This window comes from Streptomyces sp. NPDC046939 (assembly GCF_040644575.1).
In the GTDB taxonomy this organism is placed as follows: Bacteria; Actinomycetota; Actinomycetes; order Streptomycetales; family Streptomycetaceae; genus Streptomyces.
In genome coordinates, this window is sequence record NZ_JBEYWV010000008.1 from 25,955 (window position 1) to 40,765 (window position 14,811).

A 14,811-nucleotide genomic window follows, 5' to 3' on the forward strand; every position below is an offset into this window, starting at 1 on the left:
TAATGGCCGCCAGTACGCCAAATTCGCCCACTGCCAGCAGGAATCTGTGGATCGGCAAGCCGGGCCTGCTCCGCGAGATCGTCCAGGCCGCCAAGTCCTGGGACCGCACCGCCGATCTGAACGTCACCGAGTTCAAGTCCCTCGAAGGCGCCGTCACCACCGTCGCCCCCGCCCGCACCCCGCGCCGCCTCAAGTTCTCCTGGGACCTGCTGCCCCCGGACGACGCCCAGCACCTGGCGCGACTCGCCCGCCGCGTCTACGGGCCCGGCCTGCAAGGGAGCGCCGTCACCTCCTACGGGCCGCTCGCCGTGCTCGACCCCGCCTCCGTCAATCTCCTCGACCCGTACCAGGCCGCCGCGCAGAGCAGTTCGCCGAGCGGCGGCGACCACTGGTTCACGGTGACGGGCTCCATGGTCGTCAGCCCGGTCATCGGTGACACCGTCGTCGCGCGGTTCGAGGACACCACCCGCATCGGCTGGCGCCACGGCACCTGGACCGGCTGGCCCGTCGCCCCCGGCATGCGGGTGTCGTGGCTGGTCCCGCCGGACTGGAGCCCGGCGACCGCCACCGCCCAGCTGGACTGGAAGGACGCCTACGGCGAGTACCTCAGCACCACCGCCGTCACCGGCGCGAGCGTCACCGGCACCGCCCCGGACGCCGCCGCTTTCGTCACCCCGGTCGGCGGACCCGGCGTCACCGGCATCGCCGGGCTCGCCGGAGCCTGTCTGACCATCGGCGACGACCCGGTCCCGTTCGCACTCGGCGACGGCTGCCCGGCGATGAGCGTGACCGCGTACAGCGACGCGCCCGCGTCCCCGCTGCCGTACCGCAACGTCAGCATCGACCTGGTGGAGGTGCGCGGTGCTGAACTCTGACGACGACGCCCTCGACGACGCCCTCGCCGCACCCGAACGGACCCCGGCCCACTCCACCCGCTTCGGCGGTCAGGAACTCGGCCCGCAGGTGCAGTCCTGGAAGGTGGAACGGGCCTACGCGACCGACGTGCCCGACGCGTTCCGCGCGGTCTCCGGCAGCGCTTCCGCGCAGTTGGAGGTGCAGCTCGGCGGCGTCGACGGCACCGCCGCGCCGCGCCTGTACTCGGCCTGGGCGCCGCGCGCCAGCTCCGACGTGGCGCGGCCCGGCCAGTCCGTCGTGCACGAGGCGGGCGTCTCCGGACGGACCGTGCCCGCCTTCCGCGGCACCGTGCGGTCCCGGACGGCCGCGTCCGGCAGCGACACGGTCACCGTGCAGGCCCTGGACGGTGCGGAGCGGCTGCGCGGCGCGGCACAACTGCCGCGTCCGTACCACGGCTTGCTGTGGGGCAAGCCCGTGGCGACCACCATGTGGTGCGTGGACGAGCTGCTGCGCCAGGGCGGCATCCACACCTGCCCGCCGCCGCGCGCCCCGCTCGCGGCGAAGAAGGACGCGAACGGCAACATCGACATCAACAAGCCCTTCACCGTGCTGTACGCCTCGCTGCACGGCGGCTTCAACGCCAGCTACGGCCAGCCCGAGTCGCTGCCCGACCCGTCCACGTACTCCTGGATACGGGACGGCGCGCCGCACGAGATGGCGCTGATGCCGGCCGCGCCGCGGTTCGCCACGTCGTGGATGCCGCGCTCACGGTTCCCCGTATCCGGGCGGGTGTTCCAGGCCGAGATGCACGTCAACACGGCGCTGGCCAAGGACAGCGTCGTGGAGCTGAAGCTGGTCTTCGACCGCAGCGCGGGGAAGTACGGCTACCTCACGGGCACCTTCGACATCTCCACCGGCCAGATCACGATCGCCTCCGGAACCGTGGGCGGCGGCTACTGGTACTTCTGGTGGACCTTCCCCAAGCTGGCCTCCCTGCGCGGCACGTGGCACCTCGGCTTCTCCGTGGACACGCGGTCCGGCGGCTCGTCGGTCATGCCGGTCGTGAGGCCCCGGCTGACGGCGCCCGACGGCCAGTACATGGTCGGCGGCCCCGGCACCTTCGTGGAGGCCGTCGCAGGACAGCCGCCCTCCGAGCTGCACCGCGTCGACCTGACCACCGACATGGCAGTCGAATGCGTCCAGGTCACCGACCGGTCCTGGCCCGACCTCGACTCGTACACCGGCGACGAGTGGGACATGAAGGGCCGCTGGCGCAAGGGCGCCGTGCTCGACGAAGCCGACATCCCGCTCTACGACGTCCCCCAGGTGTCAGGGTCCCAGTGGGACGCTCTCACCGAGATCGCGCGGGCCACGATGTCGACCGCTGAATTCGATGAGCAGGGTGTCTTCCGCTGGCACGGCCCCGCCCGGTTCCGCACCGTGCCGCCGCGCCCGAACCTCACCGTGACCACGCGCCGCTCCATCTCCGCGCTGACCGTCTCCGAGGAGATCGACGCCTGCCGCAACTGGTGCCAGCAGCCCTACGCCGACTGGACGGGCATCAAGAGCGTCAACGGCGACACGGTTGTGGACACCGTCATCCGCAGGATCGACCCGGGGGCCGTGGTGGACGTGCCGTACGCCATCGCCGAGGACGAGAACGACATCGGCCCGCTTCTGATCGACGACGACGCCGCCCCGCTCGCCTACGGCCACAAGGTGCGCTTCGGCTCCGCCGCCACCGGTGGCACCTCGGTCAAGGGCAGCGTCACGGTCAGCTCCATGCGTGACGGCGCGGACTACGTCGTCCGGTTCGCCAACAACGGCACCGCTCCCGTATGGACCGTGACCAAGGACGGCAAACCGTCCGTGCAGATCGTCCCGCAGGTCCGCTCAGGACAGGCGAAGCAGCGCTGGTACGCCAGGTACAGCCCCCCGAGCCAGGCGTACTACGGCAATCAGGTCTACGAGGCCCCCGCCACTCCCTGGGTGCAGACCCGGCTGGCCGCCGACACCCTCGCGCAGTCCATGCTCGACGCCGGCCGCTACCCCGTCCCTGTCTTCGGCGAGGTGGAGGTCCTGCACGATCCACGTATCCAACTCGGCGACATCGTCCGGGTGGTGGACGTGACCGGTGCCGAGCTCGACACCTTCGCCTGGGTCGTCGGCATCCGCACCACCTGCCAGGCCGGTGCGGCACCGCAGCAGACGCTGACGCTGCGCGGCACCGCCTACAACGGCGTACCGCTCGACCCCGGTCTCACCCCCGACTCGCCGGTCGACCCGCTCTACGGCACCCAGCTGACGTACGGGGAGATCACCGCCGCCTACGCGACCCTCGGTGACCTGACGGCGACCAAGCTCAGCTACCGCACCCTGCTGACCACGATCCTGACTCCGCCCGAGGCACCGGTTCCGCCGCCGACAGGAGGCACGTCATGAGTGAGACGCCCACCGAGGAGGTCCCGTCGGCGGGGGAGTCCGAGGCACCGGCACCGACGGACGACGGGAACGTCGCGCAGCCCGTCCCGATCGACAGCGCGGCCGCGACGGCGGGCGACGGCGGCTCGTCCGCCGACTCGCTGCCGCCGTCCCTGCCCGGTTAGCCACGGCCCCGCCAGACCACTTCAGCAGCTCCGGAGGTCCCCGCATGTCCCTGCTCACCCCGCTCGGCGGTCTGCCCTACCCGCAGCCGTCCGACGCCGCGAACATCCCCCTGCACCTCCAGTCCCTGGCGGAAGCCGTCGACGGCCGCACCGTCCTGCGCTTCGCCGACCAGGTGTCCCTCGACGCCAAGGTCCCCGCCCCGGTCGCCGGAATGCTCGCCTTCCTCACGACACCCAAGCAGTACGTCTACTACAACGGCGCCTTCTGGGCGGCCCTCTCACCGGCCCCCGTGTTGAGCGGCAACAGCGGCGCCGGCACCACCACGTCCACGGCGTACGTCGAGGCCCCGACGGGCTCCACGGCCACCAGCGTCTCCTTCGTCGCCCCGTCCTCGGGCACGATCCAGATCGCCCTGGGCGCGCGCGTCAGCAATTCAGTGGCGTCAGCGTCCGGCTACGTCTCGGCCATCGTCAAGAAGGGGACGACGGTGGTACTCGCCGCCGCCGACGCCCGGTCCGCGCTCGCCACCGGCACCGGCCTTCTGTCGGCCTCCACGCAGTTCCAGGTCTCCGGGCTCGCCGTGAACACGGCGCACACCGTGACCCTCGCCTACAAGTCCTCGGCGACCACCTCCACCGCCACCTTCGCGAACCGCTTCCTCACGGTCACCAGCGTCTAAGGACCCCCGCCCCCATGGCCACACCCCTGTCCGCGTACGCCCTCGCCCGCGCCCTGCGCGGCGAGGGCGTACGCGTCCGAGAACATCCCGGCTGGCAGACCCGCAACCGCAACCACAAGGGCCCCTGGGGCCCGGTCAACGGCGTCATGCTGCACCACACCGCCGGCCGCGACTCCCTCACCCTGTGCCGTGACGGCACCGCCGCCCTCCCCGGTCCGCTGTGCGTCGGCCTGATCGCCAAGGACGGCACGGTCCACCTGGTCGGCTGCGGCCGCACCAACCACGCGGGGTCGGGCTCCTCCGCCGTGTACGACGCCGTACGCGCGGAACGCCCGGCCCCGTCCTCCCCCGGCCCGGACGCCGTCGACGGCAACGCCCATTTCTACGGCTTCGAGATCGAGAACCTGGGCACTGGCAAGGACCCGTACCCGGCCGTTCAACTCGCCGCCGTGGAGAAGGTCTCCGCCGCCCTGTGCCGCGCCCATGGCTGGTCCGCGGCGAGCGTCATCGGCCACAAGGAGTGGACCCGGCGCAAGATCGACCCCTCGTTCTCCATGCCCGGCATGCGCGGGCGGATCGACGCCCGGCTCGGGCTCCGCCCGGTGCCGCAGCCGTACGCCGCCTTCCCCGGTGCCGCGTTCTTCGTGCCGGGCCGCCGCAGCGAGCTGTTCACCGCCGTCGGCCGGCGCCTGGTCGCCGAGGGCTGCGGGCGCTACCGCGTCGGCCCAGGGCCCGTATGGGGCGAGGCCGACGTCGCCTCATACGCCGCCTGGCAGCGCAAGCTCGGGTACACCGGCCCGGCCGCGGACGGCGTCCCCGGCCGGACGAGCTGGGACCGGCTGCGCGTACCGAACCCATGAACCACCCCGGAGGTGACGACCATGACCGAAGCCGCGCGCAGAACCGTGCGCACCGCGCTCCAGACCGCCGTCGCACTGCTGCCGCTGCTCGCCGACGACGAAGCGGCGCGGAACGTGCCCGCGCTCGCGGGCGTCGTCGCCGTGGCGGCGGCCGTGACCCGCGTGATGGCCCTGCCGGAGGTGGACCGGCTGCTGCCCCGCTGGCTGCGCAAGGAGGCGAATCGGCCGTGAACGATCTCGAACAGGCCGGGGTCGCCGTCGAGCTGGAGCGGCTGCGGCGCTCCGTCGACGTCGGGTTCGCCACCACGCGCGGCGATCTGGCACTGCTCCTGCAACGCGCAGACCAGACCGACAAGACCCTCGGCGAGCACGAGGAACGCCTTGACGCTCTGGAGCGCACGCGCTGGCCGCTGCCGTCACTGGCCGCCCTGACGTCGTGCGCGGCGCTCGCCGTGGCGGTGTTCCAGTCGACCGGCAAGTGACCTACGCGCGTACGGGAATGCCGAAGGGGCCCGGAGTCGGTTCGTCGACTCCGGGCCCCTTCTCACTGTTCCGAGCGGAGCGCTACTGCTCCTGCGACCGCTTGGGCCGCCACACCACCAGCGCGCTCGTCTGCTGGACCTCCTGGTACGGGACCAGGTCGCGGCGGTAGGAGGCGTGGACCGCCGCCTCGCGCTGCTGCATGGCGGCGGCGGCGCCTTCCACCGCGGCGGTCAGTTCCGCCACGCGGGACTGGAGCGCGGCCACCTGGTTCTCCAGCTCGATGATGCGCTTGATGCCGGCGAGATTGATGCCCTCGTTCTGCGACAACTGCTGGACGGTGCGCAGCAGTTCGATGTCGCGGGCCGAGTAGCGGCGGCCGCGACCGGCCGTGCGGCCCGGGGAGACCAGGCCGAGACGGTCGTACTGGCGCAGCGTCTGCGGGTGCAGGCCGGAGAGCTGGGCCGCCACCGAAATGACGTACACCGGTGTCTCGTCGGTGAGTTCGTACGGGTTGCTGCGACGCCGGCCGTCCATCTCGCTCAAGCTCCCTTCGCGGCCTGGAACAGTTCTGCCCGCACATCGATGTCCTCAGTCGCCTTGCGGTACGACTCGAGGGCCGAGCGGGCCTCGTCGGAAAGGTCCTGCTCCTTGGGGACGGCCACCTCGACCGTCACCAGGAGGTCCCCGCGCGTGCCGTCCTTGCGGACGGCGCCCTTGCCGCGGGCCCGCATCGTCCGCCCGTTGGGCGTGCCGGCGGGCAGCTTCAGGGTGACGGCGGGGCCGCCGAGGGTCGGCACCTTGACCTCGCCGCCGAGCGTCGCCTCGGTGAACGTGACGGGCACGGTCACCGTGAGGTTGTCGCCCTTGCGGCCGAAGACGGGGTGCGCGGCGACGTGGACGACCACGTACAGGTCGCCCGCGGGGCCGCCCCGTTCACCGGGTGCGCCCTTGCCGCGGAGCCTGATGCGCTGGCCGTCCGAGACCCCGGCGGGGATACGGACCTGCATCGTGCGGGAGGACTTGGCGCGGCCCGAGCCCTTGCAGACGTCGCAGGGGGTCTCGGCGATGAGGCCGCGGCCCTTGCAGTCCACGCACGGGTCGGTGAGCGAGAAGCCGCCACCGCCGCCCCGCGAGACCTGTCCGGTGCCGACGCAGGTCGGGCACACGCGCGGCGTGCCGTTCTTGTCGCCGGTGCCGGAGCACGCCTTGCAGGGCTGCTGGGACGACATGCGCAGCGGGACCGTCGCGCCGTCGACCGCCTCGGTGAAGCTCAGCGACACCTCGGACTCGATGTCCTGGCCCCGGCGCGGCTGGGTACGGGTGCCCGTGCCCGCGCCGCCCCGGTTGAACAGGCCGCCGAAGACGTCGCCTATGCCGCCGCCGAAGCCACCGGAGCCGCCCTGGGCCCCGCCTCCGAAGAGGTCGCCCAGGTCGAAGTTGAACGTGCCGCCGCCGCCCGCGCCGGGTCCCGCACGGAACCCGCCGTTGCCGAACAGCGCGCGCGCCTCGTCGTACTCCTTGCGCTTCTTGGGGTCCCCGAGGACGTCGTTCGCCTCGGAGATCTCCTTGAAGCGTTCCTCCGCCTTCTCGTTGCCCTTGTTGGCGTCGGGGTGGTTCTCCCGGGCGAGCTTGCGGTACGCCTTCTTGATCTCGGCGTCGGTGGCGTCCTTGGGGACGCCGAGGACCTTGTAGTAGTCCTTCTCGATGAAGTCCTTGGTGCTCATCGGCCTCGACGTCCCTCCTCACTCACATCAGTACTGCTTGCGCGGATCACGTCAGCCCTCGTCCGGGCCACCGCTCTCCTTCTCTGCCTCCGCCTCGGGGGCGTCGGCCGACTCCGCCGTGCCGGACGTGCCGGACTGGGCACCCGGCTGCGGTTCGGCGACGGCCACCCGCGCGGGGCGGATGGTGCGCTCCCCGATCCGGTAACCCGGCTGCAGGATCGCCACACAGGTCGTCTCGGTGACGTCCGGCGCGTAGCTGTGCATCAGGGCCTCGTGGATCGTCGGGTCGAAGGGCTCGCCCTCCTTGCCGAACTGCTGGAGGCCCAGCTTGGCGACGACCGTCTCCAGCGACTCGGCGACGGACTTGAAGCCGCCGACGAGTTCGCCGTGCTCACGGGCGCGGCCCACGTCGTCGAGGACGGGCAGCAGCTCGGACAGGAGGTTCGCGACGGCGATCTCCTTGACCGTGGTGCGGTCCCGCTCCACACGACGCCGGTAGTTCTGGTACTCGGCCTGCAGGCGCTGGAGGTCCGCGGTGCGCTCGCTGAGCGCGGCACGGGCCTGGTCCAGTTGGGCCGTGGCCCCCACGTCCTGCGCGGATGCCTTGCTCGCGTCCCCTGCCGGGTCCGCCTGGCCCTCCTGGGCGGAGGGCTCGGCGGACTTCGGCGCGGCGTCGTCGGTGGCGCCGGAGGGGACGTCAGGCCGCTCGGCGTTCTCGCCGGTGCCCGGGGTCTCCTCCGTCATCAGGCGGCGCCACCCTTCTGGTCCTTCTCGTCGTCGACGATCTCGGCGTCGACCACGTCGTCGTCCTTGGACATGTTCGGGCCGGCCTCGCCGCCGGGAGCGGCGCCCTCGGCGCCCTGCGCGGCCTGCGCGTCGGCGTACATGGCCTGGCCGAGCTTCTGCGAGACGGCGGCGACCTTCTCGGTGGCGGTGCGGATCTCGGCCGTGTCCTCGCCCTTGAGCTTCTCCTTCAGCTCATTGACGGCTTCCTCGACCTCGGTCTTCACGTCACCGGGGACCTTGTCCGCGTTGTCCGTGAGGAACTTCTCCGTCTGGTAGACGAGCTGCTCGCCCTGGTTGCGCGTCTCGGCGGCCTCGCGGCGGGCGTGGTCCTCCTCCGCGTACTTCTCGGCCTCTTCGCGCATCCGGTTGACCTCGTCCTTCGGCAGCGAGGAGCCACCGGTGACGGTCATCTTCTGCTCCTTGCCCGTGCCGAGGTCCTTCGCGGTCACGTGCATGATGCCGTTGGCGTCGATGTCGAAGGAGACCTCGATCTGCGGGACACCGCGCGGGGCCGGCGGCAGACCGGTCAGCTCGAACATGCCGAGCTTCTTGTTGTACGCCGCGATCTCGCGCTCGCCCTGGTAGACCTGGATCTGCACGGACGGCTGGTTGTCCTCGGCCGTCGTGAAGATCTCGGACCGCTTGGTCGGGATCGTGGTGTTGCGCTCGATGAGCTTGGTCATGATGCCGCCCTTGGTCTCGATGCCGAGGGACAGCGGGGTCACGTCGAGGAGCAGGACGTCCTTGACCTCACCCTTGAGGACACCGGCCTGCAGCGAGGCGCCGATGGCGACGACCTCGTCCGGGTTCACACCCTTGTTGGCCTCCTTGCCGCCGGTCAGCTCCTTGACGAGCTCGGCGACGGCGGGCATACGGGTGGAGCCACCGACGAGAACGACGTGGTCGATCTCGGAGAGCTGGATGCCCGCGTCCTTGATGACGTTGTGGAACGGCGTCTTGCAGCGCTCCAGGAGGTCGGACGTGAGCTGCTGGAACTGGGCGCGCGTGAGCTTCTCGTCCAGGTGCAGCGGGCCCTCGGCGGACGCCGTGATGTAGGGCAGGTTGATCGTGGTCTCGGTGGAGGAGGAGAGCTCGATCTTCGCCTTCTCGGCGGCCTCGCGCAGACGCTGGAGCGCCATCTTGTCCTTGGCGAGGTCCACGCCGTGGCCGTTGTTGAACTGCTTGACCAGGTAGTCGACGACGCGCTGGTCCCAGTCGTCACCACCGAGGTGGTTGTCACCGTTGGTGGCCTTCACCTCGACGACGCCGTCGCCGATCTCCAGGAGGGACACGTCGAAGGTGCCGCCACCGAGGTCGAAGACGAGGATCGTCTGGTCGTCCTTGTCGAGGCCGTACGCGAGGGCGGCGGCCGTCGGCTCGTTGACGATGCGCAGCACGTTCAGGCCCGCGATCTCGCCGGCCTCCTTCGTGGCCTGGCGCTCCGAGTCGTTGAAGTACGCCGGGACGGTGATGACCGCGTCGGTCACCTTCTCGCCCAGGTAGGACTCCGCGTCCCGCTTCAGCTTCTGCAGGATGAACGCCGAGATCTGCTGCGGGTTGAAGTCCTTGCCATCCAGGTTGATCTTCCAGTCAGTGCCCATGTGGCGCTTGACGGAGCGGATGGTCCGGTCCACGTTCGTGACCGCCTGGCGCTTGGCGACCTCGCCGACGAGCACCTCACCGTTCTTGGCGAAGGCGACGACGGACGGCGTGGTCCTGGCGCCCTCGGCGTTGGTGATGACGGTGGGCTCGCCGCCTTCCAGAACGCTGACGACGGAGTTAGTCGTGCCCAGGTCGATGCCGACCGCACGTGCCATTTCGATTCCTCCAGCTGATACTTGAGTGGAACTGACTCAAGACTGCAACACCACCCCCCTCCCCGTCAACAGACATGAGTCAAGTCCGCTCAACTTTTATCCAGCACTTATCCGCAGCCTTGGGTCGCACCCCCTCTGACCAGCGCCTCCGTGCAGAGGCCCCCTGCGAAGGAGAGCTCGTGGAACTGCCCCGGGTGCCCGTCGTAGCCGTCCTCATGACGACCCACAACCGCCGCGCCGACACACTCGCCACTCTCGACGCACTCGCCGCACAGCGCGACCTGCCGCCCGGCACGCGCGTACGCGTCCATCTGGTCGACGCCGGCTCCACCGACGGGACGGTCGCCGCCGTGCGCGACGCCCACCCGGGCGTCCAGGTCACGGTCGTCGGCGCCGACGTCCGCCGGGGCCACGGCATGCGCCTGGCGAGCCGCAACAGCCGCGCGGCGGGCAGCCCCGAGCCCACGCACCAGCTCTGGCTCGGCACCGGCGTACGCCTCGCCCCGGACGCCCTCGCCCGCCTCCTGGAGACCTCGAACGCATGCGACGAGGAGGCGGTGGTCGTGGGCGCCGTCCGCCAGGGCGGCACCACCACGCGCTCGGGCCGCCGCCGTGACGGCCGCGCCCTCGCCCTCGTCGAGCCGGGTGCCCGCCCCGAGCCCTGCGACACGTACGACGGCGACGTGGTCCTGCTCCCCTGGGCCGTGCGCGAGCGCGTCGGCGACATCGACAAGGTCTTCCGCCACGGCATGGGCGACTACGACCACGGCTTCCGCGCCCGCCGCGCGGGCATCCCCGCCTTCGTCGCCCCGCACCACGTCGGCGACGGCCCGCCGCCGCCCGCCCCGCAGGACTCCTCCAAGCCCGGCGTCCCCGTCCGCGAGTGGTGGGTCTACTGCTGGCGCCATACGGGCGTCAGGGCGCCGGTGCTGATGGTGTCGCCGTACGTCGTGACGGTGGCACGGGCGCTGGCTACGGGGCGGGCGGCGCCGTAGCGGTCAGCTCGTCGTAGAGGCGTTCCACCCGTTCGGCCCAGGCCGCCTCCCCGTACCGCTTGGCGTGCACGCCACGGCAGTGCTCGCGCAGGGCGGGGAAGATCCGGTCGGCGGCGTCCAGGGCGGCGGCCAGCGGGGCGTCCCAGCCGGTCACCGTGCCGGTGCCGTCGGCGCGGACCGTGCGGGGCGCCGCCGACCCCTCGAAGGCGAGGACGGGCAGGCCCGCGGCGAGCGCCTCGGGATACAGGCGCGGGACGGTACCCGCGCGCCAGCGGCCGGGCAGGACGAGGCCGCGGTGACCGGGCAGCGCGCGCCGCAGCGCCGGACGCCCGACCGCGCCGAGGAACCGTACGGACGCGGGGGCGGCGGCGCGGCACGCCTGTTCCAGGGGGCCGGTGCCGAACACGTCGAGGCGTCGGCCGGCGGGCCAGCGGCGTACGAGGTCAAAGATGTTCTCCCCGGCGGCGAGCCGTCCGGCGCAGACCCAGACGTCACCGCCCGGGGAGCGCTCGGCGGCGGGCACGTGGTGCGGCAGCACGGTGATCCGCTCCGGGGGCAGCCCGGCCCGCTCGTACGTCTCCCGGCCAAGATCCGACAGGACGACCACCCGGTCGGCGCGGCGCAGCAGCGGATCCGTCCGGGCGCCGCCGCGCGGGCCCCGGGGGAACGGCAGCCAGCGGGCGCGCGCGGGGCCGGGCTCCGGCAGGGTCACCACCAGCGGCCCGGTCCACTCGGCGGCCCAGGCGCGGCCGGAGCCGGGGGCGAGCTGGTGGACGTGGACGACGTCGGGCGCGAAGGCGCGCAGCGCGGAGAGGGGGTCGCGGCCGAGCCCGGCGGCGACGAGCCGCACGTCGTGCCCGGCGCCACCGAGGGCGACGGCCTGGTCGAGGACGGCCTCGTCGGCGTCCCTGGCGCCGCTCCCGGTGAGCCCGCCGAAGCTGTGGACCAGGGCGACCCTCACGCGGACACCGCCGGGAACCGGCCGACGGGGCCGCCCCCGGCGACACCCCCGGTCCGTACGAGCGCCAGGTCCGCGCCGAACTCCCCGGCACCCTCAAGGACCTGGTCGAGCTCGGGCCCGGCCTCGACCTGGAGCAGGACGCGCTCCCCCGGCGCCACGACCTCCTCCCACACCTCGTCGAGCCGGCGCATCCAGCCGCTCTCGCGGTGCCCGAGGGCGTACGGCAGCACGTGCCAGTCGAGGTCACGGGCGGCGGCCTTGCGCACGGGGGCCCGCTCGCCGCCGAACGGTTCGAAGGAGACGATGCGCCCTCGGTAGCCGCGGCGGCGCAGCGCCCGCCCGAACGCCCCGTCCTGCCCGCCCGCGTCGAGCACCAGGTCGATCTCGCAGTGCGCGAGGTGGCGCACCAGCTCTCGCATCCGGCCGAAGCGCGCCATGACGTCTGCTCCCTTGCGTGCGGCGTGTGAAGCCCCGAACAAACTAGCCGTTATGTCCGCATTTGCAGGGAATAACACGATCTACCATCAAGGGAGCGTGGCGAGATGACCGGCGAGGGCCGCGGCGAGGGTCCCCTCAGCGACGCAGATCACGACCCGGCCGACTACATTGCGATCGCGTAAGTGGGTAGTCTCAGACGGACTGCATAAGTTACCGCTTAGTAATCACTAGTACGTCCGAGTACGTCAAAGAAGAGACCACCTCGCAGGCCCGAGGAGCCCCCAAATGCAACTCGCCGCGATCATCGTGTCGCTGGTTCTGATCGTGGTCGGCGTGGCCCTGTTCGCCCGCGCCCTCCTGCAGATCTACAACTTCATGCGGCTCGGGCAGAACGTGCCGAAGGGCACGCGCACCGACGAGCCCGGCCAGCGCACCCTCACTGTGGCCCGGGAGTTCCTCGGCCACACCCGGATGAACCGCTGGGGCATCGTCGGTGTCGCGCACTGGTTCGTGGCGGTGGGCTTCTTCTCGCTGCTGCTCACGATCGTCAACGCCATCGGCCAGCTCTTCCAGGCCGACTGGCTCCTCCCGGTCATCGGCGAGTGGGCGCCGTACAACGTCTTCGTCGAGTTCATCGGCACCATGACGGTCCTCGGCATCCTCGCGCTCATCGTGATCCGCCAGCTCAGCCGCCCCGACAAGCCGGGCCGCAAGTCCCGCTTCGCCGGGTCCAGCTTCGGCCAGGCGTACTTCGTCGAGGCCGTCATCCTCATCGTCGGCGTCTGCATCTTCATGCTGCACGCCCTCGAAGGTGCCCAGCACCACGTCGACTCCTACGAGTCCTCGTTCTTCATCTCCTACCCCGTGGTGAACTGGCTGGAGGGGATGGACGTCTCCACCCTCCAGAACCTCACCTACTTCTTCGCGGGCCTGAAGATCGCGACCTCGTTCATCTGGATGATCACGGTCGCCCTCAAGACCGACATGGGCATCGCCTGGCACCGCTTCCTGGCCTTCCCCAACATCTGGTTCAAGCGCGACGCCAAGGGCGGGACCTCGCTCGGCGCGCTGCTCCCGATGACCTCGCAGGGCGAGCCCATCGACTTCGAGGACCCGGGCGAGGACGACGTCTACGGCGTCTCCCAGGTCGAGCACTTCTCCTGGAAGGGCCTGCTCGACTTCTCCACCTGCACCGAGTGCGGCCGCTGCCAGTCGCAGTGCCCCGCCTGGAACACCGGCAAGCCGCTCTCCCCGAAGCTCCTCATCATGTCGCTGCGCGACCACGCGCACGCCAAGGCGCCGTACCTGCTCGCGGGCGGCGGCAAGTCGATGGAGGGCGAGGAGAAGGCGTCCGCCGAGGCGCTGAAGGACGTCCCGGCCGCCGCCCTCGCGGAGGCCGAGCGCCCGCTCATCGGCACGCTCGAGGAGAACGGCGTCATCGACCCGGACGTCCTGTGGTCCTGCACCACCTGCGGCGCCTGCGTCGAGCAGTGCCCCGTCGACATCGAGCACGTCGACCACATCGTCGACATGCGCCGCTACCAGGTGATGATCGAGTCCGCGTTCCCGTCCGAGGCGGGCACGATGCTCAAGAACCTGGAGAAGAAGGGCAACCCCTGGGGCCTGGCGAAGAAGCAGCGCCTGGAGTGGCTCAAGGAGCTCGACTTCGAGGTGCCGGTCGTCGGCAAGGACATCGAGGACCTCACCGAGGTCGAGTACCTGTACTGGGTCGGCTGCGCGGGCGCCCTGGAGGACCGCGCCAAGAAGACCACCAAGGCCTTCGCCGAGCTGCTCCACATCGCGGGCGTGAAGTTCGCGATCATGGGCGGCGACGAGAAGTGCACCGGTGACTCCGCCCGCCGCCTCGGCAACGAGCCGCTGTTCCAGCAGCTCGGCCAGGAGAACGTCATGGCGCTCAACATGGCCTTCGGCGAGGAGCTGGACGACGACGGCAAGGTGACCGCCGAGTCGAAGAAGCCGAAGTCGGCGAAGAAGATCGTCGCCACCTGCCCGCACTGCCTCAACACCATCGGCAACGAGTACCCGCAGCTCGGCGGCGACTACGAGGTCATCCACCACACGCAGCTGCTCCAGCACCTGGTGGACGAGGGCAAGCTCGTCCCCGTCACGCCGGTCGAGGGCATCATCACCTACCACGACCCGTGCTACCTGGGCCGCCACAACAAGATCTACTCGCCGCCGCGCGAGATCATCGGCAAGGTCCCGGGTCTGCGCAACGAGGAGATGCACCGCCACAAGGAGCGCGGCTTCTGCTGCGGCGCGGGCGGCGCGCGGATGTGGATGGAGGAGCGGATCGGCAAGCGCATCAACAACGAGCGCGTCGACGAAGCCCTCTCCCTCAACCCCGACATCGTCTCCACGGCCTGCCCGTTCTGCCTCGTCATGCTGACCGACTCGGTCAACGGCAAGAAGAACGACGGCAAGGCCAAGGAGTCCGTCCAGGTCGTCGACGTGGCGCAGTTGCTCCTCGACTCCGTCAAGACGCCGGTCGACCCGGCGGGCGAGGCGGAGACCGCGGACGCGCCGGAGCCCGAGCCGGTGAAGTAGCGGCCGCACCGCACCGGTTGGCCCCTTAAGGGACAGGC

General features: G+C 71.1%; 15 protein-coding genes. 9 read left to right on the top strand and 6 right to left on the bottom strand.

Features of this window, described 5'->3' with window-relative positions:
• Nucleotides 1–2: 2 nt before the first annotated feature.
• From ABZ877_RS10830 to ABZ877_RS10860, 7 genes are read left to right on the top strand one after another with little or no spacing between them, the layout of a single operon-like run.
• Nucleotides 3–875 (top strand): hypothetical protein, encoded by an 873-nt coding sequence (locus tag ABZ877_RS10830; protein ID WP_361067728.1) that lies wholly within the window; start codon nucleotides 3–5, stop codon nucleotides 873–875.
• On the top strand, nucleotides 862–3,297 hold the full coding sequence (locus tag ABZ877_RS10835) for a hypothetical protein (RefSeq protein WP_361067730.1): 2,436 nt from the start codon (nucleotides 862–864) through the stop codon (nucleotides 3,295–3,297). The genes ABZ877_RS10830 and ABZ877_RS10835 overlap by 14 nt, the downstream gene beginning before the upstream one ends.
• Nucleotides 3,294–3,461, top strand: coding sequence for a hypothetical protein (locus ABZ877_RS10840; protein ID WP_361067733.1), 168 nt, complete (start codon nucleotides 3,294–3,296; stop codon nucleotides 3,459–3,461). The genes ABZ877_RS10835 and ABZ877_RS10840 overlap by 4 nt, the downstream gene beginning before the upstream one ends.
• Nucleotides 3,462–3,505: 44 nt before the next feature.
• A complete protein-coding gene (locus tag ABZ877_RS10845; protein WP_361067736.1) occupies nucleotides 3,506–4,141 on the top strand; it encodes a hypothetical protein in 636 nt (211 codons plus the stop codon).
• A 14-nt stretch (nucleotides 4,142–4,155) separates the two neighbouring features.
• Nucleotides 4,156–5,001 (top strand): peptidoglycan-binding protein, encoded by an 846-nt coding sequence (locus ABZ877_RS10850; RefSeq protein ID WP_361067738.1) that lies wholly within the window; start codon nucleotides 4,156–4,158, stop codon nucleotides 4,999–5,001.
• 21 nt (nucleotides 5,002–5,022) lie between these two features.
• On the top strand, nucleotides 5,023–5,232 hold the full coding sequence (locus ABZ877_RS10855) for a hypothetical protein (RefSeq protein WP_361067741.1): 210 nt from the start codon (nucleotides 5,023–5,025) through the stop codon (nucleotides 5,230–5,232).
• Nucleotides 5,229–5,483: a hypothetical protein gene (locus ABZ877_RS10860; protein WP_361067744.1), complete on the top strand. Its 255-nt coding sequence runs from the start codon at nucleotides 5,229–5,231 to the stop codon at nucleotides 5,481–5,483. Before ABZ877_RS10855 ends, ABZ877_RS10860 begins: the two co-directional genes overlap by 4 nt.
• Nucleotides 5,484–5,565: 82 nt before the next feature.
• Here the strand turns inward: ABZ877_RS10860 and ABZ877_RS10865 are convergent, their stop codons facing one another.
• From ABZ877_RS10865 to dnaK, 4 genes are read right to left on the bottom strand one after another with little or no spacing between them, the layout of a single operon-like run.
• The gene (locus ABZ877_RS10865; RefSeq protein WP_361067747.1) at nucleotides 5,566–6,018 is read right to left on the bottom strand and encodes a helix-turn-helix domain-containing protein; all 453 of its coding nucleotides are present in this window, start codon (nucleotides 6,016–6,018) and stop codon (nucleotides 5,566–5,568) included.
• A gap of 5 nt (nucleotides 6,019–6,023) precedes the next feature.
• A complete protein-coding gene (gene dnaJ, locus ABZ877_RS10870; protein WP_361067750.1) occupies nucleotides 6,024–7,208 on the bottom strand; it encodes a molecular chaperone DnaJ in 1,185 nt (394 codons plus the stop codon).
• A 51-nt stretch (nucleotides 7,209–7,259) separates the two neighbouring features.
• Entirely contained in the window at nucleotides 7,260–7,952 is a 693-nt protein-coding gene (grpE, locus tag ABZ877_RS10875; RefSeq protein WP_361067752.1) for a nucleotide exchange factor GrpE, read from the bottom strand.
• Entirely contained in the window at nucleotides 7,952–9,811 is a 1,860-nt protein-coding gene (gene dnaK, locus ABZ877_RS10880; RefSeq protein ID WP_361067755.1) for a molecular chaperone DnaK, read from the bottom strand. The genes grpE and dnaK overlap by 1 nt, the downstream gene beginning before the upstream one ends.
• Before the next feature lie 215 nt (nucleotides 9,812–10,026).
• On the opposite strand from dnaK, the gene ABZ877_RS10885 reads away from it, so the two are divergent.
• A complete protein-coding gene (locus ABZ877_RS10885) occupies nucleotides 10,027–10,806 on the top strand; it encodes a glycosyltransferase (protein WP_361068364.1) in 780 nt (259 codons plus the stop codon).
• On the opposite strand, the gene ABZ877_RS10890 is transcribed toward ABZ877_RS10885, so the two are convergent.
• Both ABZ877_RS10890 and ABZ877_RS10895 read right to left on the bottom strand, forming a co-directional pair.
• Nucleotides 10,784–11,767 carry a glycosyltransferase gene (locus ABZ877_RS10890; protein ID WP_361067757.1) on the bottom strand — a complete coding sequence of 328 codons (984 nt, stop codon included), beginning with the start codon at nucleotides 11,765–11,767 and terminating at the stop codon, nucleotides 10,784–10,786. The genes ABZ877_RS10885 and ABZ877_RS10890 overlap by 23 nt on opposite strands.
• Complete coding sequence (locus ABZ877_RS10895; RefSeq protein WP_361067760.1) at nucleotides 11,764–12,204, bottom strand: hypothetical protein; 441 nt, start codon at nucleotides 12,202–12,204, stop codon at nucleotides 11,764–11,766. Before ABZ877_RS10895 ends, ABZ877_RS10890 begins: the two co-directional genes overlap by 4 nt.
• 286 nt (nucleotides 12,205–12,490) lie before the next feature.
• Between ABZ877_RS10895 and ABZ877_RS10900 the strand changes: the two genes are divergently transcribed.
• Nucleotides 12,491–14,773, top strand: a complete 2,283-nt coding sequence (locus ABZ877_RS10900; protein WP_361067762.1) for a (Fe-S)-binding protein — start codon at nucleotides 12,491–12,493, stop codon at nucleotides 14,771–14,773.
• Nucleotides 14,774–14,811: the final 38 nt, after the last annotated feature.

What these genes read in the sequence shown, in the direction of transcription:
- ABZ877_RS10845 (WP_361067736.1), top strand. Translation starts at nt 3,506, where the DNA reads ATGTCCCTGCTCACCCCGCTCGGCGGTCTGCCCTACCCGCAGCCGTCC.
- ABZ877_RS10830 (WP_361067728.1), top strand. Translation starts at nt 3, where the DNA reads ATGGCCGCCAGTACGCCAAATTCGCCCACTGCCAGCAGGAATCTGTGG.
- ABZ877_RS10850 (WP_361067738.1), top strand. Translation starts at nt 4,156, where the DNA reads ATGGCCACACCCCTGTCCGCGTACGCCCTCGCCCGCGCCCTGCGCGGC.
- ABZ877_RS10865 (WP_361067747.1), bottom strand. Translation starts at nt 6,018, where the DNA reads ATGGACGGCCGGCGTCGCAGCAACCCGTACGAACTCACCGACGAGACA.
- ABZ877_RS10900 (WP_361067762.1), top strand. Translation starts at nt 12,491, where the DNA reads ATGCAACTCGCCGCGATCATCGTGTCGCTGGTTCTGATCGTGGTCGGC.
- dnaJ (WP_361067750.1), bottom strand. Translation starts at nt 7,208, where the DNA reads ATGAGCACCAAGGACTTCATCGAGAAGGACTACTACAAGGTCCTCGGC.
- dnaK (WP_361067755.1), bottom strand. Translation starts at nt 9,811, where the DNA reads ATGGCACGTGCGGTCGGCATCGACCTGGGCACGACTAACTCCGTCGTC.
- ABZ877_RS10840 (WP_361067733.1), top strand. Translation starts at nt 3,294, where the DNA reads ATGAGTGAGACGCCCACCGAGGAGGTCCCGTCGGCGGGGGAGTCCGAG.
- ABZ877_RS10855 (WP_361067741.1), top strand. Translation starts at nt 5,023, where the DNA reads ATGACCGAAGCCGCGCGCAGAACCGTGCGCACCGCGCTCCAGACCGCC.
- grpE (WP_361067752.1), bottom strand. Translation starts at nt 7,952, where the DNA reads ATGACGGAGGAGACCCCGGGCACCGGCGAGAACGCCGAGCGGCCTGAC.
- ABZ877_RS10895 (WP_361067760.1), bottom strand. Translation starts at nt 12,204, where the DNA reads ATGGCGCGCTTCGGCCGGATGCGAGAGCTGGTGCGCCACCTCGCGCAC.
- ABZ877_RS10885 (WP_361068364.1), top strand. Translation starts at nt 10,027, where the DNA reads ATGACGACCCACAACCGCCGCGCCGACACACTCGCCACTCTCGACGCA.